Origin of the sequence: Jatrophihabitans sp., assembly GCF_046262535.1 — a bacterium.
In the GTDB taxonomy this organism is placed as follows: Bacteria; Actinomycetota; Actinomycetes; order Mycobacteriales; family Jatrophihabitantaceae; genus Jatrophihabitans.
The window spans coordinates 1-20,174 of sequence record NZ_JBHEMO010000032.1 but is presented as its reverse complement, the minus strand read 5'-3'; the positions used below and the strand labels follow the sequence as shown (position 1 = coordinate 20,174).

The window sequence follows — 20,174 nt, the reverse complement described above, 5'->3', positions numbered from 1 at the left end:
CCGAGCAGGATGTGCTCGGTGCCGATGTAGTTGTGGTTGAGCATCCGGGCTTCTTCTTGAGCCAGGACGACGACGCGCCGCGCGCGGTCTGTGAACCGTTCGAACATCAGGGAGCTCCTTCCGCGCCGCTGAATTGCAGGTATTGCTGACGTCGGCGTGTACCACCGACTGTAGTCCGGCGAGAAGACAGACGGTTCACGTGCAGATTGCGCCGATTTACCTCCCCCAACGAATCCGGGGGCCCGATGATGCCCGCCACGCTCCGCTGACAGCGAACGGCGCAGCGGATAACCTGCCTCGTCCGAAGCCGGTTCGTCCGAGGAGTCGCATGCCCGACGTCGAGATCGAGATCGTGGACGGTGGCTCGCCACAGCTACAGGGCTACCTCGCGGTCCCGGCCGGAGCCGGCCCCTGGCCGGGTGTCGTCGCGATCCACGAGTCGATGGGCCTCAACGACATCGTGCGCCGGCAGGCCGACCGGCTCGCCGCGGCCGGTTACCTGACCTTGGCCCCCGACCTGTACACCGACGGCGGCGCCGCCCGCTGTTTGGTCGCCACGATCCGCGCGCTGCTGGCCGGCGAGGGCCGCGCGGTCGCCGACATCGACGCGGCCCGTGCGGAGCTGCGCCGGGAGGAGCGCTGCACCGGCAAGGTCGGCGTCATCGGCTTCTGCATGGGCGGCGGCTTCGCCCTCGTCGTGGCCAATCGAGGGTGGGACGCCGCGGCGGCGAACTACGGCCAGCTGCCGCGCCACATGGAAGAGGCGCTGCAAGGCGCCTGCCCGGTGGTCGGCAACTACGGCGCGAAGGACCTGTACCTGCGCGGCGCCGGGCCGAAGCTGGCCCGCACGCTGGACCGGCTGGGCATCGAGAACGACATCAAGACGTATCCGAGCGCCGGGCATTCCTTCTTGAACGACCGGTGCTTCGGGCCGGCGCCGACACACGCACTGCAGCGAATGGTCAACGTCGGTCCTGATCCGGAGGCCGCCCCCGACGCCTGGCGGCGAATCGAGTCGTTCTTCGCCGAACACCTCACCTGAGGCGCGTGCCGGCGTCAGGACTGCGCGTTGTAGGCCTCGAGGATCTGCGCCGGGATGCGGCCCTTCTCGCCGACCTTGTGGCCGTTCTTGCGGGCCCACTCACGGATCGCCTGGGTCTGCTCACGATCGCCCCGCGCGCTGCGGCCGCGCCGGGACCCGCTGCTCGGGCGGCCGCCCCCCCGACTCGACCGGCGGGCATTTGCGACGTAGGTCGCCAGCGAATCGCGCAATTTGGCGGCGTTCTTGGCGGACAGGTCGATTTCGTAGTTCGTACCGTCCAGGCCGAAGCTGACGGTCTCTTCAGCGACGCCCTGATCGATGTCGTCGATGAGCTGAACGATCGTCTTCTGTGCCATTGGAATAGCCATTCTGTGCAAAGTGATCTGCGGGTACTCGCGACCTTAGCGAACATCGGGCCGGTGGTGTTAATAAAATCGTGCCTGTTCGACGCCTATTCCGCTTAACCGGTTCTGGCCGCTCTACAGTGGCTTGAGCAACGGGAACAGAATCGTTTCCCGAATTCCCTTGCCGGTCAGGATCATCACCAACCGGTCGACGCCGAGTCCCATTCCGCCCGTCGGAGGCATCCCGTATTCGAGCGCGCGCAGGAAGTCGTCGTCGAGTTCCATCGCCTCGGGATTGCCTTCCGCCGCGGCAATCGACTGCTCGACCAGCCGGCGCCGCTGCTCGACGGGGTCGGCCAATTCGGAATAGGCCACCCCCACTTCGATGCCGCCGATAATCAGGTCCCAGGCCTCGGTCAGCCCTGGGTTCATACGGTGTGGGCGGGCCAGCGGCCGGACGTCGGCCGGATAGTCCCGGACGAAGGTCGGCTGGATCAGCGTGTGCTCGACCAGCTTTTCGTACAGCTCGAGGGCGATCTCACCCGCGGTCCAGTCGGGCTTGAGCGCAACGCCCAGCCGATCGGCGTGCGCGCGCAGGGTCGCCGCGTCGGTGCCGGCGTCGACATCGGCGCCGACCGCTCCCGCCACCGCCTCGTGCAGCGTGATCGACGTCCACTCGCCCTGTAGCTGGATCTCCGTCCCGTCCAGGGCGGTGCCGGTCGTCGCGCCGACCGCCGAGGCGGCGTCGAGCACGAGCTGCTGGGTGAGGGCGGCCATCGTGTCGTAGTCGCCGTAGGCCTCGTACGCCTCGAGCAGCGTGTACTCCGGCGAATGGCTCGAATCGACCCCTTCGTTGCGAAACACCGGCCCCATCTCGAAGACCTTCTCGATTCCGCCGACGATGCACCGTTTGAGGTACAACTCGGTGGCAATTCGCAACGACATATCGAGGTCGAATGCGTTGAGGTGCGTCTGAAATGGCCGTGCCGCCGCCCCGCCGTGCACGACTTGCAGCACCGGCGTCTCGACTTCGGCGTAACCAACGGAATTGAGCGTCTGCCGCAGCGAACTGAGAACCGACGCCCTGGCGTAAACCATGCGACGCGCATCCGGGCGCATGATGAGGTCGACATAACGCTGACGTACCCGCGTCTCGTCGGACAGCGGTTTGTGCGCCACCGGCAACGGCCGCAGCGCTTTCGCGGTGATGCGCCAATCGGAGGCGAGCACCGACAGTTCACCGCGCTTGGACGAGATGACCTCGCCGGACACGAAGACGAGATCACCCAGGTCGACGTCGGACTTCCAGTTCGCGAGCGACTCCTCGCCCACCCGGTCGAGCGACAGCATCACCTGAAGTTCGGCGTCGCCCTCGCGGAGCATCGCGAAACACAGCTTGCCGGTGTTGCGGATGAAGATCACCCGGCCGGTGATGCCGACGGCGTCCCCCGTCTCCGTCCCGGCCGAAAGCTCGGGATAGCGACTGCGCACCTCGGTGAGTGTGGACGTCCGCGGCACGCCGACCGGGAACGGCGCCCGCTGCGGGTCGGTGACCAGCCGGTCGTACTTCTCGCGGCGCACCCGCATCTGCTCGGGAAGATCCTCCGCCGTCTCGTCGGCCTGCTCACCACTCACGGTGAAGGACCCTATCGGCCACCTGGCTGACGAATGTCACGGCGTTTGCCGTCGTGAAGGCATTACCGACGGGATCGAGCATGCGGCAGGCTCCTCGTCATGACCACGAATCTTGCCGATACCGCCGTCGCCGGGCTGCGGTTGTCGCGTCTCACCAAATCCTTCAAGAGCCCTCAAGGGCCGGTGCACGCCGTGCGCGGCATCGACATCACGGTCGAGGCCGGCCAGACGGTCGCCCTGCTCGGCCCGAACGGGGCCGGTAAGTCGACGACGATCGACATGTTGCTCGGACTGTTGCCGTCCGACGCGGGCACGATCGAGCTGTTCGGCATGTCGCCGGCGCAAGCCGTGGCGGCCGGAGCCGTCGGCGCGATGCTGCAGGTGGGCGGGGTGATCTCCGATCTCAACGTCCGCGAGCTGCTGAAGATGGTGGCGAGTCTGTATCCGACGCCACTACCGGTCGACGAAGTCGTCGAACTGACCCGGATCCAGGATCTGGTGGGTCGCAAGACGACGAAGCTGTCCGGCGGCCAGACGCAGCGGTTGCGCTTCGCGATCGGGCTCATCTCCAACCCCGACCTGCTGGTGCTCGACGAACCGACGGTGGCCATGGACGTCGAGGCCCGCCGCCAGTTCTGGACGACCATGCGCGAGTTCGCCGCCCGCGGCAAGACCGTGCTGTTCGCCACGCATTATTTGGAAGAGGCCGACGCCTACGCCGACCGCATCATCCTGATGGCGCACGGGCGGATCGTCGCGGACGGCCCGGCGACCGAGATCAAGGCCACCGTGGGTTTGCGCACGATCCGGGCCACGCTTCCCGGCGCCGACCTGAAGGCTCTCGCTGCGCTGTCGGGCGTCACCAACGTCGACACCCGCGGCGACGGCGTCATCCTCAACTGCTCGGACTCCGACCGCGCGCTGCGCGCGCTGCTGCCGGCCTTCCCGGCGGCCCGCGACATCGAGGTGTCCGGCGCCGGCCTCGAAGAGGCCTTCCTGCAACTCACGGCCGACACCCCGGAGACCGATCTCTGATGACCTCGACGACCTACGTCAAGTACGAGTTGCTGCGCACCGTTCGCAACAAGCGCAGCTTCATCTTCTCGCTCATCTTCCCGGTGGTGATGTACTTCCTGCTCGCACTGCCGAACCGCAAGAACCACAATTTCGGCGGCACACCGAACAACCCGACCCACCTCTTCGCGCCGCAGTACTACATGCTCGGGCTGCTCGCATTCGGGTCGATGATCGCGGTGCTGTCCAGTGGCGCCCGCATCGCCGCGGAGCGGCAGGTGGGCTGGAACCGCACGCTGCGACTCACCCCGATGACGCCGCGCACCTACTTCCGCGCCAAGATCCTCACCGGTTACCTGATGGCCGCCATCGCCATCGTCCTGCTCTACGCGAGCGGCCTGGCGCTCGGCGTACGGATCCACCCGGTCAGTGACTGGTTCACGATGACCGGTCTGGTGCTCGTGGCCCTCGTCCCCTTCGCTGCCCTCGGCGTTGCCCTCGGCCACCTGCTGACCGTCGACGCGATGGGACCGGCCATGGGCGGCATCACGTCGCTGTTCGCGTTCCTCGGCGGCACGTGGTTCCCCCTCACCGGCCACGGGTTCTTCATCGACTTCTGCAAGAGCCTGCCGTCGTTCTGGCTCACCCGCGCCGGGCGGATAGGCCTCGGGGGCAGCAGCGACCCGTGGGGTTCGCGCGGCTGGTTGACCGTTGCCGTGTGGGCGGCGGCGGCCACCGTGTTCGCGATGTGGGCCTACCGGCGCGACACGCAGCGCGTCTAGCCCGACAATCGAGACCGTCATGAGCACACCGGCCGGCGCCAGCATCACGCCTTCGGATCCGCAGCTGGAGGAGATGGCGCGGATGTGGGGCGCCGGCTGGCGGCGCTACTTCTTCCCCGCCTTCTGGCTGGTATACCTCGGCCAGACGGTGAACGGAGTGGCCACCCACTCGCACGGCGGGTCGGCCGTCACCGGGTACGTGCTCGTCGTCGCCTTCGCCGCCGTCTACCTCGTGGCGCTGCCGATGGGCTGGACGGGGCACCTGCGGTGGTTCTGGGGCCTCTATGCGCTGGCAATGGCGCTGACCGTGGCGGAGTTGCGCTTCGCCCGAGCCGACGCGCTGGTGTTCCTGGTCTATGTCGCGGTGCTCACGGTCGCCTCGCGCGTGCGCGGGTCCATTTACATCGTGATCGCGATGTCGGTGGGCAGCTATGTCTTCCAGCGACTGGTGCCCGGCTTTGACCCATCCGGAGCGTGGAGCACCGCGCTGTCGATCCTGCTGGTGTCGCTCGCGATGTTCGGCTTCTTCCGCATCGTCCAGTCGAACATCGCGCTCACCGCCGCCCGGGCCGAGGTCGCCCGGTTGGCGGCCGAGAACGAGCGCTCGCGCATCGCCCGGGACCTGCACGACCTGCTCGGCCACTCGCTGACGACGATCACCGTCAAGGCCGGCCTGGCCCGGCGGCTGGCCGAACGCGGGGAGACAGAGCGGGCGTTCACCGAGATCAGGGAGGTCGAGCAGCTGTCGCGCCGCACGCTCGGTGACGTCCGCGTGGCGGTCTCGGCCCACCGCGAGGTGACGCTGGCCGGCGAGCTCGCGACGGCGCGCGAGGTGCTGCGGGCGGCCGGGACGATCTCGGAGCTGCCCGCCTCGGTCGCGGAGGCCGACCCAGCCCTGTCGGAGCTGTTCGGTTGGGTCGTCCGCGAGGGAGTGACCAACGTGGTGCGCCACTCGCGGGCGGAGCACGTGCGAATCACGCTCGGCCGCAACTGGGTGGAGATCGTCGACGACGGACGCGGCGGCGTGCCCCGACTGGGCAACGGTCTGTGTGGCTTGCGCGAGCGGCTCGAGGCGATCGGCGGGACGCTGTCGGTGTCGGGCAGCCTCGCCGGCTTCCGGGTGCGCGCCGAAGTGCCCCTGGACGCCTTGGAAGCGCTCGCCGCGCCTGACCCGCTCGACGCGGGTCCCGCCGGCCGGCCGGCCGAGGCGAGTGCAGCCGCGGATCGCCGGCCGTGACCACCGGTCCGATCCGGCTGCTGCTGGCTGACGATCAGAATCTCGTCCGCACCGCGCTGGCCGCGCTGCTCGAGCTCGAGGACGACTTCGAGGTGGTCGCGCAGGTGGGGCGCGGGGACGAGGTGGTCGCGGCGGCGCTGCGGGCCCGTCCCGACGTCGCCCTGTTGGACATCGAGATGCCCGGGGTGGACGGGCTGGCCGCGGCGGCCGCACTCGCCCACGAGCTGCCGGGCTGCAAGGTGATCATGCTGACCGCGTTCGGCCGGCCCGGGTACCTGCGGCGGGCGATGGAGGCCGGGACCTCCGGGTTCGTGGTGAAGGACGCCCCGGCCGAGCAGCTGGCCGACGCGGTGCGGCGGGTGGCGCAGGGGCAGCGAGTGGTCGATCCCGGGCTGGCGGCGGCGACGCTGGCCGGAGGGGCATCGCCGCTGACCGGGCGTGAGCGCGACGTCCTGGTCGCCGCGCGCGACGGGGCGACGGTCGCCGACATCTCCGCCAAGCTCTTCCTGTCGGAGGGGACGGTGCGCAACTACCTGTCCGCGGCCATCGCCAAGACCGGCGTGCGCAACCGGGTCGAGGCGGTGCGGGTGGCCGACGAGCGCGGCTGGCTGTGACGCGCTCGCCGAGTTGATCTTCCTGGACCTGTGGCCGCGGGAGGCTCCCGGTGCAGGAAGATCTGCCCCGTCAGACGTGCGGCAGCACCTCACCGGCGGCCAGCTCGAGGTGGTCGAGATCGGACAGGTCGAGCACCTGCAGGTACAGCCGAGTGGCCCCGACCTCGGCGAACTGCCCGATCCGGTCGACCACCTCGTTCGGCGTGCCGGCCAGGCCGTTCTCGCGCAGCTCGGCGAGATCGCGCCCGATGGCGGCGGCCCGCCGCCCGAGCTCGGCCTCGTCCCGTCCGACACACAGGACCTGCGCCGCGGAGTAGACGAGCTCGCGGCCGGTCTCTTGCGCCGCTTCGCGCACCCGGCCGATGACGTCGGCGGTCGCGCCGACCGGCTGGAACGAGACGTTGTACTCGTCGCCGAAGCGCGCGGCCAGCGCGGCGCCCTTCTTCTTGCCGGCTCCTCCGAGGATCAGCGGCGGGTGGGGGGACTGCACCGGCTTGGGCAGCGCGGGCGAGTCGGTCAACTGGTAATACGTCCCGTCGAAGGAGAACTTCTCGCCGGACGGTGTCGTGAGCAGGCCGTGCACGATCTCGACCTGCTCGGCGAACCGGGCGAAGCGCTCGCCGACCTCGGGGAACGGGATGCCGTACGCGCTGTGCTCGGCATCGAACCAGCCGGCGCCCAGGCCGAGCTCGACCCGGCCGCCGCTCATGTCGTCGACCTGGGCGACGGAGATGGCCAGCGGGCCGGGCAGGCGGAACGTCGCCGGGCTGACGAGGGTGCCGAGCCGGATGCGCGACGTCTCGCGGGCCAGCGCAGCGAGGGTCAGCCACGCGTCGCTCGGACCGGGCAGGCCCGAGCCGCTGCCCATCGACAGGTAGTGGTCAGAACGGAAGAAGGCGTCGAAGCCGAGGTCCTCGGTCGCCTTGGCCACGCGGAGCAGGTCCTCGTGCGAAGCGCCCTGCTGCGGCTCGGTGAAGATGCGCAAGTCCATGCCTTCGAACCTAGCTAACGGTTCCGCTCGTAGATGAGGCGCAGGCCGAGCAGCGTGAGTTCGGGTTCGTATCGCGTCACTGTCTCGCTGTGGTCGACGACCAAGGTCGCCAGCCCGCCAGTCGCGATCACCTGCACCGACGCCGGGTCGTCGGGCGCGAGCGCGAGCGACAGCCGGCGCACCATGCCGTCCACCTGTCCGGCGAAGCCGTAGAGGATGCCCGACTGCAGAGACTCGACGGTGTTCTTGCCGATCGGGCTGCGCGGCGCGACGAGCTCGACCTTGCGCAGTTGGGCGGCCCGTGACGCGAGCGCGTCCAGGGAGATCTCGATGCCCGGCGCGAGCGCCCCGCCGAGGAAGTCGCCGCGGGCGCTGATGCAGTCGAAGTTGGTCGAGGTGCCGAAGTCGACGACGATGCACGGCCCGTCGATGAGGTGATGCGCGGCGGCGGTGTTGCAGATGCGGTCCGTGCCCACCTCTTTCGGGTTGTCGGTGAGGACGCTGACTCCCGTCCGCACGCCCGGTTCGACGAGCACGGTGGGGACGTCGGAGTAGTAGCGGGCCAGCATCGTGCGCAGCTCGCGCAGCACGGCGGGCACCGTGGAGCACGCGGCGATGCCCGAGACCGGGATGTCGGCGAGCAGACCCCGGAACGTGAGCGCGAGCTCGTCGGCCGTGTTACGAGCGTCGGACTTGATGCGCCACGAGTTGAGCAGCGTCTCGCCGTCGAACACCCCCATGACGGTGTTGGTGTTGCCGACGTCGATGGCCAGGAGCATGCGTCCGTCCCTAGATGTCGAGCCCGATGTCGAGCACCGGCGCGGAGTGGGTCAGCGCGCCGATCGAAAGGTAGTCGACGCCGGTCTCGGCGACCGCGCGGGCGTTCTCGAGGGCCAGGCCGCCCGACGCTTCGAGGCGCGCCCGGCCGGCCGCGTACTCGACCGCTGCGCGCATGTCGGCGAGGTCCATGTTGTCGAGCAGGACGAGGTCGGCGCCGGCGTCAATGACCTCACGGGCCTGCGCCAGCGTGTCGACCTCGATCTCGATCGTCAGGCCCGGGTGCGCGGCGCGGACGCGTTCGAACGCGGGGACGACCCCGCCGGCCGCGACCACATGGTTGTCCTTGACCAGCGCGGCGTCCGAGAGCGACATGCGGTGGTTCAGGCCGCCGCCGCAGACCACCGCGTACTTCTCCAGGACGCGCAGCCCGGGCAAGGTCTTCCGGGTGTCGCGGATGCGCGCGCCGGTGCCTTCGACCGCGTCCACCCAGCGCCGGGTGAGTGACGCGACGCCGGACAGGTGGCCGAGGAAGTTCAGCGCCGTGCGCTCGGCGGTGAGCAGGTCGCGCATCGGTCCGCGGACGGTGGCCAGCAGCTCACCCGGTTCGACGCGGGCGCCGTCGGCGCTGCCGAGTTCCATGACGACCCGGCCCTGGCCGACGACGGCGAAGGCGTGCGCGGCGACGGGCAGCCCGGCGAGGACTCCGTGCTGGCGCGACACCAGCTGCGCGGTGCCGAGCGTGCCCGGGTCGACAGTGGCCGTGGTGGTCACGTCCCCACCGGCGCCGAGGTCCTCGGCCAGCGCGCGCCGGACCGCCTCGTCCACCACGTCCGGATCCAGCTCACTCACCGCTTTGCACCTTTCCGGGTGGTAAATCGGCCCGCTCAGCAGCGCTGAAAGGTGCAAAGCGCGTGGTGAGAGTTCCGTCGGGGGTCAGTGTGGTGTCCAGCTGACCGCGCCAGAGCGCATCGTCGCGCTCGGGGAAGTCGTCGCGCCAGTGCGCGCCGCGGGTCTCCTCGCGCAACGACGCAGCTTGGACGAGGGCGGCGGCCACGGTCAGCAGGTTCGTCGTCTCCCACGCCTCGGTGCCCGCGACGCCGCCGTCCCGCTCGGCCAGCGCGGCCAGCCCGTCGGTGGCGGCGTGCAGCCCCTTCGCGTCGCGCAGCACGCCGACGTCGCGCGACATCAGCGTCTGCAGTTCGGAGCGGGCCGACTCGTGCAGCAGGATGCCGGAGGGGGGCGCCGGGGCGACCTCGGGCGGCGGCGGCGCCGGTTCGCCCAGACGGCCGATCACCGTCTCGGCGATGCGGTGCCCGAAGACCAGTCCCTCGAGCAGCGAGTTGGACGCCAGCCGGTTCGCCCCGTGGACGCCGGTGCAGGCCGACTCGCCACAGACGAACAGCCCGCGCAGCGACGACTCGCCGACCAGGTCGGTGCGCACGCCGCCGCTCGCGTAGTGGCAGGCCGGCACGACAGGGATGAGCTCGCGCACCGGGTCGATGCCCAGCGACAGCAGGGTCTCGTGGATGGTCGGGAACCGAACCCGCCACTTCTCCGCACCGAAGCGCCGGGCGTCGAGCCATATGTGCTCGGCGCCGGTCTCACGCATGCGGCGCAGGATCGCCTTGGCGACCACGTCGCGCGGGGCGAGGTCGGCCAGCTCATGCTGCCCCTGCATGAAGGGCACGCCGTCGTCGTCGACCAGGACGCCACCCTCGCCACGGACGGCCTCGCTGACCAGTGGCTGCTGCCCCCGCGAGCGCGCGCCCAGCCACGTCACCGTCGGATGGAACTGGACGAACTCGAGATCGCGGACGGCGGCGCCGGCCCGCAGCGCGGCGGCCACACCGTCACCGGTCGACACGCTCGGGTTGGTGGTGGACGCATAGACCTGCCCGATGCCGCCCGTCGCGAGGACGACGGCCCGGGCCCGCACCGCGCCGACCCCGTCGCGCTGCCCCTCGCCCATCACATGCAGGGTGAGTCCGGCGATCGCGCCGTCGGTGCCGAGCAGCAGGTCGAGCACGAGCGCATGCTCGATCACCGACACATCAGTGGCATCGAGGACGCGGGTGACCAGTGCCCGCTGAATCTCGGCACCGGTCGCGTCGCCGCCGGCATGCGCGATCCGGTCGCGATGGTGGCCGCCCTCGCGGGTCAGCGACAGCTCGCCGTCGTGGGCGCGGTCGAAGCGCGCACCCATCTGGACGAGTTCACGCACGGCGGCCGGCCCCTCGCGCACGAGCACGCGCACCGCGACCTCGTCGCACACGCCGGCGCCGGCGGCGATCGTGTCGGCGTAGTGGTCCTCGGGCGAGTCACCGGCGCCGAGCGCCGCGGCGATCCCGCCCTGCGCCCACCGCGTCGATCCGGCGGCGAGAACGTCCTTCGTCACCAGCAGCACCCGCAGCGAGGACTGCCGGCTGATCTGCAGCGCCGTGGTCAGCCCGGCGATCCCCGAGCCCACGACGACCACGTCCGTCTCGACGTCCCACCCCGGATCAGGCGCGGCCAACCGCCGCGGCAGCCTCACAGGACGAGCCCGACGTTGTCGATCAGCCGGGTCGTGCCGACCCGTGCGGCCACCAGCAGCCGGGCCGGCCCGTGCTCGGGGATCTCGCCGAGGTCGGCGCCGCGCAGCTCGAGGTAGTCGACGGCCAGGCCGGCTTCGGCGGCCAGGACGCCGGTCGCAATCGTGATCACCGAAACGGCGCCGTCGGCCGCCCGCGCCTGCCCGGCGAACAGGGCGCGCGACAGCGCCAGCGCATGACGCCGGTCCTCCGCGCTGAGATAGACGTTGCGGCTGGACAGCGCCAACCCGTCGGGCTCGCGCACCGTCTCCACGCCGACGATCTCCGCGCCCAGGTCGAGGTCCGCGGCCATCAGCCGGATCAGCGTCAGCTGCTGGTAGTCCTTCTCACCGAAGTACGCCCGGTCGGGACGGACGAGGTTGAGGAACTTGGCGACGACGGTGAGGACGCCGGCGAAGTGCCCGGGCCGGACCTCGCCCTCGAGCAGGTCGCCGATCGGTCCCGGCTGCACGGTGACCTGCGCCGTGCCGTGCGGGTAGACGTCCTCGACGGCCGGCGCCCACACGACGTCCACCCCCGCCGCTTCGCAGATCGCCAGGTCGGCATCAAGCGTGCGCGGGTAGCGCGCGAGGTCCTCGGTCGGGCCGAACTGCATCGGGTTGACGAAGTTGGTCGTGATCACGGCGGCGCATTCGGCCCGCGCGGCGTGCAGCAACGCGGCGTGGCCGGCGTGCAACGCCCCCATGGTCGGCACGAGGCCGACCGGCCCGGCCAATGACGCGCGGACGGCGGCGAACTCGGACCGGCTGCGGACGACCTTCACGACAGCGCATCCAGGACGGCGGCGGCCTGCGCCTCGGTCAGCCGACCGCTCTCCCGCGCGCGTTCGGCCGTTCGCCGCGCCATCGCCACGTACGACGGCAGGACGTCGGGGGCGGCCCGGCGCAACGTGGCGACGTGGGCGCTCACGGTCGCGACGTCGCCACGCGAGACCGGTCCGGTCAGGGCCGCGTCGCCCAGGCGAAGGACGTTGTCGAGCGAGGCGCTGAGCAGCGGTGCCGCAAGCCGGCCAGGCTCGGCCACGCCGGCACCGGACAGCAACGAAAGCGCGTCGTTCACCAGCGTCACCAGGTGGTTGGACGCGATGGTGAGTGACGCGTGGTAGAGCGCCCGGGCCGATTCCGGCACCCACACCGGCTCGCCGCCCATCTCGACGACCAGCGACTCGGCGACCGGGCGCAACTCGTCCAGCGCGGTCACACCGAACGTTGCGCCACTGAGCCGATCGAGGTCCTCCGGCCGCCCGGTGAACGTCATCACCGGATGCAGGGCGAGCGCCAGCACCCCGCGGGCCGCGGCCGCGTCCAGCACGCCGATCCCCTGCGCGCCCGACGTGTGCGCGGCCAACTGGCCCGAGCGCCAGGCACCGGTGTCGGCCAGGCCCACCACCAGCGGGCGCAGCACGTCGTCAGGCACGGCGAGCAGCACGAAGTCGGCCAGCGCCACCACCTCATCGGCCGGCATCAACTCGACGTCGGGCAGGAAGCGCTCAGCCCGCTGCCGCGATTGCTCGGACACGCCACTGGCGGCCACCACCTCGTGCCCGGCGCGACCCAGCGCGGCGCCGAGCGCACTGCCGACCCGACCGGCGCCGATCACGCCGACGCGCAGCCGCGCCGGTCGCGGATTGCTCACGTGCGAGACCTCGCAGAAGTGGGGGCAGGACGGGGCGCGGCAGAACGCTTGCGAGCGTACTGCGGTAGGCATCGCGGCCTGGCCGGCCGGTAAGTTGGCAGGGGTGACCGACCTCCAGGCGCGGGTGGCGCAGAGTGCCGACACCGCCGACTTGCACGCTCCCGTACCCACGTTGTTGCTCGAGTTGCAGACGCTGCTCGGCGCACTCACCGCGACGGTGACCAACGGCACCGACCGCGGCCGTCGCCCCTTCCGTCCGGCCGCTGACTGGAGCAACCGCCTCGGCGAGCTCGCCTACGGCGTCTTCCTGCTGGCCGACCAGACCGGCGTGGACGTCAGAAAGGTCGTCGAGCTCACGGCGCAGCACCTCGAGCTGCGCGGCCAGCAGGCCAAGGCCGCGTCCGAACACGGCTGGCCGTTCGAGGGATGAGCAAGAGGATCCTGATCACCGGCGCGAGCTCCGGGCTCGGCGCGGAGATGGCGCGGCAGTTCGCCGCGGGCGGTGCCGACCTGGTCCTCTGCGCGCGGCGCATCGACCGGCTCGAGGACCTGCGCGACGAGATCGCGGCCGCGTCACCGGCAAGCACGGTCGTCATCCGCGGGCTCGACGTGGACGACCACGACGCGGTCTTCCGCGTCTTCCGCGATGCGGCCGACCACCTCGGCCGCATCGACCGCGTCATCGTCAACGCCGGGCTCGGCAAGGGCGCGCCGGTCGGCACCGGCCGGTTCGACGTCAACAAGCAGACGATCACCACGAACCTGCTGTCCGCCCTGGCGCAGTGCGAGGCGGCGATGGAGCACTTCCGCGCGGCCGGCGCGGGTCATCTCGTCGTGATCTCGTCGGTGTCCGCGCTGCGCGGCCTGCCCAAGTCGATGACGGCGTACTCGGCGTCCAAGGCCGGGATCGCGGCGATCGCCGAGGGGATCCGGGCCGAGATGATCGGCCGGCCCATCAAGGTGACGACGCTGTTCCCCGGCTACATCCGCTCCGAGATGAACGACCAGGTCGCCCAGCCCACACCGCTGATGGCCGGCACGGTCGAGGGCGTGCGGGCGATGGTGCGCGCGATCGACCGCGAGGTGGCGACGGCGGCCGTGCCGGCCTGGCCGTGGCGGCCGCTGTCGGTGGTCGTGCGCCACGCGCCGCTGCGGCTGATCCGTCGCCTCGCCTGACGGCCGACCGCCGCCCGGTGTGACACCGGACTGACCGCGGTGAGCAGGGTCACCGAAGCCTCTGGCATGTGGGTGAGCGCCGGGCATAATCGGTGGGCATCCCTTGCTACACAGGGATGGTGACGCGAATGGCAGAGCTTCGAGCTGACGCTCGCCGGGCGACTGTCGCCCGCCGCGAGCGGGCGGCAGCGTCCCCTGTCCGGCTGACCGTTCCGATTCTGTCCGCCGTTGTCGTCATCGGCGCCGCCGCGCTCACCTCGGTACTGATCGGCCTTCCCCTGCTCGCTGTGCTGGGGATCACGCTGGCGGTCGCCGTGCTCGGCGCCGTCGTCGCCCACCGCCCGATGCTGAACGTCCTGACCGGCGTCACGCTGCTGGTCGTCCGCCCGTTCTCGCCGGGCGAGCGGGTGCGGTTGCCCGCGACCGAGGACGGCGGCCCGCTCGAGGCCGAGATCCTGCGCGTCGGCCTGGCCAACACCACGCTGTGCACCGGGTCGGGGCTGCTCGTCGTCCCGAACAGCCGGATGCTGCCCGGCTCGCCAAAAACAATCATGCAGGCTTGATTCTTCTCCAGCCGCGTGCCACGCTCGCCGGGTGGTAGACCTGGCCGGCGTCCTCGCCGATCTGAACGCGGAGTCCGACGAGCTGGACGGGCTGGTCGCCGGCCTGGCCGAGGATCAGTGGCGCACCGAGACGCCGGCGCCCGGTTGGACGATCGCCACGCAGATCGCGCACCTGGCCTGGACCGACGACATCGCCCTCCTGGCTGCCACTGACGCCGACGCGTTCGGCGCGGCGCTGCAGGAGGCCCTGGGCGAGTTCGACGGCTACGTCGACCGCGCTGCGGCCGAGTGGTCGCTGCAGCCGACGCCGGACCTGCTGGCGGCGTGGCGGACGGGGCGCCGCAAGCTGACCGACGCGCTGACCGCGGTACCGGACGGCACCAAGCTGCCCTGGTTCGGACCGCCGATGAGCGCCACCTCGATGGCCACTGCTCGGCTGATGGAGACGTGGGCGCACGCGCAGGACGTGTACGACGCCCTCGGCGTGGCCCGCCCGGCCACTGACCGGCTGCGGCACGTGGCCCACATCGGCGTCCGCACCCGCGACTTCGCGTATGTGGTCCGCGATCGGGCCGTTCCCACCGAGCCGTTCCAGGTCGAGCTCGTGGCCCCGTCCGGCGAGGTCTGGACGTGGGGACCCGAGGACGCGCTGCATCGGGTGACCGGGCCCGCCGTGGACTTCTGCTTGCTGGTCACCCAGCGGCGCCACCGCGACGATCTCGCGCTGGTGGCCGAAGGCGCCGACGCCGACGAGTGGCTCGACATCGCCCAGGCGTTCGCGGGGCCGCCGGGCGACGGCCGGGTCAAGGGCCAGTTCGCGTGAGTGCGCCGCTGCGGATCGCGAACGCATCCGGGTTCTATGGCGACCGCGCGTCGGCCATGTACGAGCAGCTGACCGGCGGCGAGATCGACGTGCTGACCGGTGACTACCTGGCCGAGCTGACGATGCTGATCCTCGGCCGCGACCGGCTCAAGGACCCCAAGCTCGGCTACGCCAAGACCTTCCTGCGCCACCTCGAGTCCACGTTGGGGACGGCGCTCGAGCGGGGCGTGCGGATCGTCGCCAACGCGGGCGGGCTGAACCCGGCCGGCCTGGCCGCCGCCGTCCGCATCCTCGCCGACAACCTCGGCATCGACGTCGCGGTCGCGCACGTCGAGGGCGACGACCTGCGCGCGCGAGCGGGTGAACTCGGGCTCGGCGAGCCGCTGGCGGCCAACGCCTACCTCGGCGCGTGGGGCATCGCGGACTGCCTCGCGGCGGGCGCGGACGTCGTCGTCACCGGGCGGGTCACCGACGCGTCGCTGGTCGTCGGTCCGGCGGCCGCGCACTTCGGCTGGACGCGGACGTCCTACGACGAGCTGGCCGGTGCGGTGATCGCCGGGCACGTCATCGAGTGCGGGCCGCAGGCCACCGGCGGCAACTACGCCTTCTTCCGCGAGCTGCCGGCGCTGGACCGGCCGCTCGGTTTCCCCATCGCCGAGGTCCACGCCGACGGCTCGTCGGTGATCACCAAGCACCCGGGCACGGGCGGCGCGGTCACCGTCGGCACGGTCACCGCACAGCTGCTCTACGAGATCGGCGGCGCCCGGTACGCCGGACCCGACGTCACAGCCCGCTTCGACACCGTCACGCTGTCCGACGACGGTCCGGACCGGGTGCGCATCAGCGGCGTGCGGGGCGAGCCACCGCCGCCCACGCTGAAGGTCGGCCTGAACACGCTCGGCGGCTTCCGCAACGAGGTGACGTTCGTCCTCACCGGCCTGGACATCGAGGCGAAGGCCGACTGGCTGCGGTCGCAGCTCGCGTCGCTGGACGCGACGTGGACGCTCGCCCGCACCGACCACCCCGACGCCGCGGTGCAGGAGGAGGCCGCCGCGCTGCTGCACTGTGTCGTGCGTGGCATCGACCCGAAAGCCCTGGGCCGCGCGTTCAGCGGCGCGGCGATCGAACTGGCCCTGGCCTCCTACCCCGGCTTCCACGTCACGGCGCCGCCGGGCGAGGCGTCCCCGTACGGCGTCTTCAGCGCGGCCTACGTTCCGGCGTCGGAGGTGCCGCACGTCGCCGTGCACCCCGACGGGGCACGGGTCGATATCGTGCCGGCCACCGACGTCCTCGAGTTGGCGCCGGTGGCCGAGCCGCCCGTCGCCGGGGTTGCGGCCGGGCCGACGCGAGCGGTACCGCTCGGATTGGTGGCCGGTGCCCGCAGCGGGGACAAGGGCGGCTCGGCGAACGTCGGCGTATGGGCGCGGACCGACGAGGCGTTTCGCTGGCTGACCTCGGCGTTGACGGTGGCCGAGTTCCAGCGGCTGTTGCCCGAGACGGCGGCGCTGCCCGTCACGCGCCACGCCCTGCCCAATCTGCGGGCGCTGAACTTCGTCGTCGAGGACGTGCTCGGGCAGGGCGTGGCGTCGAACGCGCGGCACGACCCGCAGGCCAAGGCGATCGGCGAATGGCTGCGCTCGCGGGTGGTCGACGTGCCCGAGGTCCTGCTGTGACCGACCGGTTCGCGACACCGGAGCGCCAGGCGCTGCGCGAGACCGTCCGCCGCTTCGTGCGCTCCGACGTGCTGCCGTTCCAGGGCGACTGGGAGCGGTCCGGCGAACTGCCCCGCTCGCTGCACAAGCGCGCTGCGTCGCTGGGGCTCATCGGGCTGTCCTACCCCGAGTCGGTCGGTGGCGGCGGCGGCAGCGCGATCGACGCACTGGTGCTGGCCGAGGAGCTCCACTACGCCGGCGCGGCCAGTGGGCTGTTCGCGTCGCTGTTCACGTCCGGGATCTCGCTGCCGCATCTGGTGGCGGCCGGGGACGCTGCGCAGATCGAGCGGTGGGTCCGTCCGACGATCGAAGGCTCGCTGATCGGCTCGCTCGCGATCACCGAGCCGGACGGCGGGTCCGACGTCGCGCACCTGCGTACGTCGGCCAACCGCGACGGCGACGAGTACGTGATCAACGGCGCCAAGACCTACATCACCTCGGGCGTGCGAGCCGACTTCGTGGTCACGGCGGTGCGCACCGGTGTGGCCGGCGCCCACGGCATCTCGTTGATGGTGGTCGAGAAGGGCACGCCCGGCTTCACTGTCTCGCGCAAGCTGGAGAAGATGGGCTGGCTGTGCTCGGACACCGCGGAGCTGTCGTACGTGGATGTGCGCGTGCCGGCGGTCAACCTGGTCGGTGCGGAGAACACCGGGTTCGTGCAGATCGCGCAGAACTTCGTGTCCGAACGGATCGGGCTGGCCGTGCAGTCCTACTCGTGTGCCCAGCGGTGCCTCGAGCTGACCGTCGAGTGGTGCCGGCTGCGCGAGACGTTCGGCCGTCCGCTCATCTCCCGCCAACCGGTGCAGAACACGCTCGCGGAAATGGCGCGGCGCATCGAGGTGGCGCGGGTGTACACGCGGTCGGTCGCGCTGCGCGCCGCGGAGGGTGAGACCAATCTGATCCGCGAGGCGTGCTTCGCGAAGAACACCGCGGTGGAGGCCGGCATGTGGGTGGTCGACCAGGCGGTGCAACTGCACGGCGGGATGGGGTACATGCGCGAGTCCGAGGTCGAGCGGCAGTACCGCGACATGCGGATCATGGGCATCGGCGGCGGGACGAACGAGATCCTGACCGGGCTGGCCGCCAAGACGCTGGGCTACACGTCGTGACCCCACCCCGGCTTTCCACCTTTCAGGGCGGTTTTTCGGCCGGTTTTACAGCGCTGAAAGGTGCAAAGCGGTGACAATCCTGAAGACGGCGGTCGATCCGTCCACGCCGGAGTTCGCCGCCAACCGGGCGGCCCTGCTGGAGCAGATCGCCGCGATCGAGGCCGAGCACGCGAAGGCGGTCGCCGGCGGCGGGGAGAAGTACATCGACCGCCACCACAAGCGCGGCAAGCTGCTCGTCCGCGAGCGGGTCGAGCTGCTCATCGATCCCGGCTCGCACTTCCTCGAGTTGTCGCCGCTCGCGGCGTGGGGGTCGGACTACACGGTCGGCGCGTCAGTGGTCTGCGGCATCGGCATCGTCAACGGCGTCGAGTGCATGATCAACGGCAGCGACCCCACGATCCGCGGCGGCGCGTCCAATCCGTACACGCTGAAGAAGACGCTGCGGGCCGGTGAGATCGCGCTGGAGAACCGGCTGCCGGTCATCGGGCTGACCGAGTCGGGCGGCGCTGATCTGCCGACGCAGAAGGAGATCTTCATCCCGGGCGGGCAGATCTTCCGCGACCTGACCCGGTTGTCGGCGGCGGGCATCCCCTCCATCTCGCTGGTGTTCGGGAACTCGACCGCCGGTGGCGCGTACATCCCCGGCATGAGCGACTACGTGGTGATGATCAAGGAACGGTCGAAGGTGTTCCTGGCCGGACCGCCTTTGGTGAAGATGGCAACCGGTGAGGAGTCGGACGACGAGTCGCTCGGCGGGGCCGAGATGCACGCGCGGACGTCCGGCCTCGCCGACTACTACGCGGCGGACGAGCAGGATGCAATCCGCATCGGCCGCGACATCGTCCGCCGGTTGAACTGGCGCAAGCAGGGACCGGCGCCGAAGCCCTCCCCCGCCGAGCCGCTGTACGACGCCGAGGATCTGCTCGGCATCGTCCCCACTGATCTCAAGGTGCCCTTCGACCCCCGCGAGGTGATCGCTCGCATCGTCGACGGGTCGGACTTCGACGAGTTCAAGCCGCTCTACGGGTCGTCGCTGGTGACCGGCTGGGCGTCGCTGCACGGCTTCCCGATCGGCATCCTGGCCAACGCCCGCGGCGTGCTGTTCAGCGAGGAGGCGCAGAAGGCGGCGCAGTTCATCCAGTTGGCCAATCGAGCGGACGTGCCGCTGATCTTCCTGCAGAACACCACCGGCTACATGGTCGGCGCCGAGTACGAGCGCGGCGGGATCATCAAGCACGGGGCGCAGATGATCAACGCGGTGTCCAACTCGCGGGTGCCGCACCTGACGGTGACGATGGGCGCGTCCTACGGTGCCGGCAACTACGGCATGTGCGGACGCGCGTACGGGCCGCGGTTCCTGTTCACCTGGCCGTCGGCCAAGTCGGCGGTCATGGGTCCGGCCCAGCTCGCCGGCGTTCTGTCGATCGTGGCCCGGCAGTCGGCCGAGGCGCGGGGTCAGGCCTACGACGAGGCGGCGGATACGCAGATGCGGCAGTACGTGGAGGCGCAGATCGAGAAGGAGTCGATGGCGCCCTTCCTGTCCGGGATGCTCTACGACGACGGGATCATCGACCCGCGCGACACCCGGACGGTGCTCGGGATCGCGCTCTCGGCGGTGCACAACGGGCCCGTCGAAGGGGCGCGCGGCTACGGAGTGTTCCGGCTGTGAGCGGCGCTGGCTGGCTCGGTCCCGCTGTGAGCGGCGCTGGCTGGCTCGGTCCCGCTGCCGGTAGGTGCTGTTCCGGCGCCTTTGCTCTGCTCACTCCGACTGAACAAATGCTCAGCAGCACTGAGCAGAGCAAAGGCCCTGCCGCATCACTTGCTCTGCTCGGTGGCGCGGAGCAAGTGCTCAGCCTCACTGAGCAGAGCAAAGGCGGCCGAACAACACTCCCCGGCCGGACACGGACGACAACCGGAGCCCACCCATGATCACCACCGTCCTCGTTGCCAACCGAGGTGAGATCGCGCGGCGGGTCTTTCGCACGTGCCGGACGCTCGGCCTCGGCACGGTCGCCGTCTTCTCCGACCCCGACGCCGCCGCGCCACACGTCGCGGAAGCCGACGCCGCCGTCCGGCTCCCCGGCGCGACCCCGGCCGAGACCTACCTGCGGGTCGACCTGATCATC

Annotated in this window: 22 protein-coding genes; 13 read left to right on the top strand and 9 right to left on the bottom strand. The window is 70.9% G+C overall.

What is annotated here, in order from left to right; genetic code table 11:
* Window positions 1-107, bottom strand: a 107-nt coding sequence (locus ABR571_RS05220; RefSeq protein WP_409452130.1) for a Clp protease N-terminal domain-containing protein, incomplete at its 3' end; no start/stop codon positions are given.
* Window positions 108-328: 221 nt separating this feature from the next.
* On the opposite strand from ABR571_RS05220, the gene ABR571_RS05215 reads away from it, so the two are divergent.
* Window positions 329-1,042, top strand: a complete 714-nt coding sequence (locus ABR571_RS05215) for a dienelactone hydrolase family protein (protein ID WP_409452128.1) — start codon at window positions 329-331, stop codon at window positions 1,040-1,042.
* A 14-nt stretch (window positions 1,043-1,056) separates the two neighbouring features.
* On the opposite strand, the gene ABR571_RS05210 is transcribed toward ABR571_RS05215, so the two are convergent.
* Both ABR571_RS05210 and lysS read right to left on the bottom strand, forming a co-directional pair.
* A complete protein-coding gene (locus ABR571_RS05210; RefSeq protein WP_409452127.1) occupies window positions 1,057-1,398 on the bottom strand; it encodes a histone-like nucleoid-structuring protein Lsr2 in 342 nt (113 codons plus the stop codon).
* A 123-nt stretch (window positions 1,399-1,521) separates the two neighbouring features.
* Entirely contained in the window at window positions 1,522-2,973 is a 1,452-nt protein-coding gene (gene lysS, locus ABR571_RS05205) for a lysine--tRNA ligase (protein ID WP_409452129.1), read from the bottom strand.
* 147 nt (window positions 2,974-3,120) lie between these two features.
* Between lysS and ABR571_RS05200 the strand changes: the two genes are divergently transcribed.
* Genes ABR571_RS05200 through ABR571_RS05185 form a run of 4 tightly spaced genes read left to right on the top strand, consistent with a single transcriptional unit; the run spans window position 3,121 to window position 6,668 of the window.
* On the top strand, window positions 3,121-4,056 hold the full coding sequence (locus tag ABR571_RS05200) for an ABC transporter ATP-binding protein (RefSeq protein ID WP_409452126.1): 936 nt from the start codon (window positions 3,121-3,123) through the stop codon (window positions 4,054-4,056).
* Window positions 4,056-4,817 (top strand): ABC transporter permease, encoded by a 762-nt coding sequence (locus tag ABR571_RS05195; protein ID WP_409452125.1) that lies wholly within the window; start codon window positions 4,056-4,058, stop codon window positions 4,815-4,817. The genes ABR571_RS05200 and ABR571_RS05195 overlap by 1 nt, the downstream gene beginning before the upstream one ends.
* 19 nt (window positions 4,818-4,836) lie before the next feature.
* Window positions 4,837-6,054, top strand: a complete 1,218-nt coding sequence (locus ABR571_RS05190; RefSeq protein WP_409452124.1) for a sensor histidine kinase — start codon at window positions 4,837-4,839, stop codon at window positions 6,052-6,054.
* Window positions 6,051-6,668, top strand: coding sequence for a response regulator (locus ABR571_RS05185; RefSeq protein WP_409452123.1), 618 nt, complete (start codon window positions 6,051-6,053; stop codon window positions 6,666-6,668). The genes ABR571_RS05190 and ABR571_RS05185 overlap by 4 nt, the downstream gene beginning before the upstream one ends.
* 70 nt (window positions 6,669-6,738) lie before the next feature.
* Here ABR571_RS05185 and ABR571_RS05180 read toward each other — a convergent pair whose 3' ends face one another.
* From ABR571_RS05180 to ABR571_RS05155, 6 genes are read right to left on the bottom strand one after another with little or no spacing between them, the layout of a single operon-like run.
* The gene (locus ABR571_RS05180) at window positions 6,739-7,659 is read right to left on the bottom strand and encodes an LLM class F420-dependent oxidoreductase (RefSeq protein WP_409452122.1); all 921 of its coding nucleotides are present in this window, start codon (window positions 7,657-7,659) and stop codon (window positions 6,739-6,741) included.
* 14 nt (window positions 7,660-7,673) lie between these two features.
* Entirely contained in the window at window positions 7,674-8,438 is a 765-nt protein-coding gene (locus tag ABR571_RS05175) for a type III pantothenate kinase (protein WP_409452121.1), read from the bottom strand.
* A gap of 10 nt (window positions 8,439-8,448) precedes the next feature.
* On the bottom strand, window positions 8,449-9,288 hold the full coding sequence (nadC, locus tag ABR571_RS05170) for a carboxylating nicotinate-nucleotide diphosphorylase (RefSeq protein ID WP_409452120.1): 840 nt from the start codon (window positions 9,286-9,288) through the stop codon (window positions 8,449-8,451).
* The gene (locus ABR571_RS05165; RefSeq protein WP_409452119.1) at window positions 9,281-10,972 is read right to left on the bottom strand and encodes an L-aspartate oxidase; all 1,692 of its coding nucleotides are present in this window, start codon (window positions 10,970-10,972) and stop codon (window positions 9,281-9,283) included. Before ABR571_RS05165 ends, nadC begins: the two co-directional genes overlap by 8 nt.
* Window positions 10,969-11,793: a pantoate--beta-alanine ligase gene (gene panC, locus ABR571_RS05160; protein ID WP_409452118.1), complete on the bottom strand. Its 825-nt coding sequence runs from the start codon at window positions 11,791-11,793 to the stop codon at window positions 10,969-10,971. Before panC ends, ABR571_RS05165 begins: the two co-directional genes overlap by 4 nt.
* Window positions 11,790-12,665 carry a Rossmann-like and DUF2520 domain-containing protein gene (locus ABR571_RS05155; protein ID WP_409452117.1) on the bottom strand — a complete coding sequence of 292 codons (876 nt, stop codon included), beginning with the start codon at window positions 12,663-12,665 and terminating at the stop codon, window positions 11,790-11,792. Before ABR571_RS05155 ends, panC begins: the two co-directional genes overlap by 4 nt.
* Before the next feature lie 103 nt (window positions 12,666-12,768).
* Between ABR571_RS05155 and ABR571_RS05150 the strand changes: the two genes are divergently transcribed.
* The 8 genes from ABR571_RS05150 to ABR571_RS05115 all read left to right on the top strand — a co-directional run.
* The gene (locus ABR571_RS05150; protein WP_409452116.1) at window positions 12,769-13,095 is read left to right on the top strand and encodes a hypothetical protein; all 327 of its coding nucleotides are present in this window, start codon (window positions 12,769-12,771) and stop codon (window positions 13,093-13,095) included.
* Window positions 13,092-13,841: an SDR family oxidoreductase gene (locus ABR571_RS05145; RefSeq protein ID WP_409452115.1), complete on the top strand. Its 750-nt coding sequence runs from the start codon at window positions 13,092-13,094 to the stop codon at window positions 13,839-13,841. The genes ABR571_RS05150 and ABR571_RS05145 overlap by 4 nt, the downstream gene beginning before the upstream one ends.
* A gap of 128 nt (window positions 13,842-13,969) precedes the next feature.
* Window positions 13,970-14,404: a mechanosensitive ion channel domain-containing protein gene (locus ABR571_RS05140; RefSeq protein WP_409452114.1), complete on the top strand. Its 435-nt coding sequence runs from the start codon at window positions 13,970-13,972 to the stop codon at window positions 14,402-14,404.
* Window positions 14,405-14,435: 31 nt separating this feature from the next.
* The gene (locus tag ABR571_RS05135; protein ID WP_409452113.1) at window positions 14,436-15,227 is read left to right on the top strand and encodes a TIGR03084 family metal-binding protein; all 792 of its coding nucleotides are present in this window, start codon (window positions 14,436-14,438) and stop codon (window positions 15,225-15,227) included.
* Window positions 15,224-16,900, top strand: a complete 1,677-nt coding sequence (locus tag ABR571_RS05130; protein WP_409452112.1) for an acyclic terpene utilization AtuA family protein — start codon at window positions 15,224-15,226, stop codon at window positions 16,898-16,900. The genes ABR571_RS05135 and ABR571_RS05130 overlap by 4 nt, the downstream gene beginning before the upstream one ends.
* On the top strand, window positions 16,897-18,048 hold the full coding sequence (locus ABR571_RS05125; RefSeq protein WP_409452111.1) for an acyl-CoA dehydrogenase family protein: 1,152 nt from the start codon (window positions 16,897-16,899) through the stop codon (window positions 18,046-18,048). Before ABR571_RS05130 ends, ABR571_RS05125 begins: the two co-directional genes overlap by 4 nt.
* A 70-nt stretch (window positions 18,049-18,118) precedes the next feature.
* Window positions 18,119-19,717, top strand: a complete 1,599-nt coding sequence (locus ABR571_RS05120) for an acyl-CoA carboxylase subunit beta (protein ID WP_409452110.1) — start codon at window positions 18,119-18,121, stop codon at window positions 19,715-19,717.
* Window positions 19,718-19,973: 256 nt separating this feature from the next.
* Window positions 19,974-20,174, top strand: a 201-nt coding sequence (locus tag ABR571_RS05115; protein ID WP_409452109.1) for a biotin carboxylase N-terminal domain-containing protein, incomplete at its 3' end; no start/stop codon positions are given.

Coding starts and splice junctions, on each gene's coding strand:
- ABR571_RS05210 (WP_409452127.1), bottom strand. CDS start 1,398: ATGGCACAGAAGACGATCGTTCAGCTCATCGACGACATCGATCAGGGC.
- ABR571_RS05140 (WP_409452114.1), top strand. CDS start 13,970: ATGGCAGAGCTTCGAGCTGACGCTCGCCGGGCGACTGTCGCCCGCCGC.
- ABR571_RS05195 (WP_409452125.1), top strand. CDS start 4,056: ATGACCTCGACGACCTACGTCAAGTACGAGTTGCTGCGCACCGTTCGC.
- ABR571_RS05145 (WP_409452115.1), top strand. CDS start 13,092: ATGAGCAAGAGGATCCTGATCACCGGCGCGAGCTCCGGGCTCGGCGCG.
- lysS (WP_409452129.1), bottom strand. CDS start 2,973: ATGCGGGTGCGCCGCGAGAAGTACGACCGGCTGGTCACCGACCCGCAG.
- ABR571_RS05200 (WP_409452126.1), top strand. CDS start 3,121: ATGACCACGAATCTTGCCGATACCGCCGTCGCCGGGCTGCGGTTGTCG.
- ABR571_RS05215 (WP_409452128.1), top strand. CDS start 329: ATGCCCGACGTCGAGATCGAGATCGTGGACGGTGGCTCGCCACAGCTA.
- ABR571_RS05180 (WP_409452122.1), bottom strand. CDS start 7,659: ATGGACTTGCGCATCTTCACCGAGCCGCAGCAGGGCGCTTCGCACGAG.
- ABR571_RS05175 (WP_409452121.1), bottom strand. CDS start 8,438: ATGCTCCTGGCCATCGACGTCGGCAACACCAACACCGTCATGGGGGTG.
- ABR571_RS05190 (WP_409452124.1), top strand. CDS start 4,837: ATGAGCACACCGGCCGGCGCCAGCATCACGCCTTCGGATCCGCAGCTG.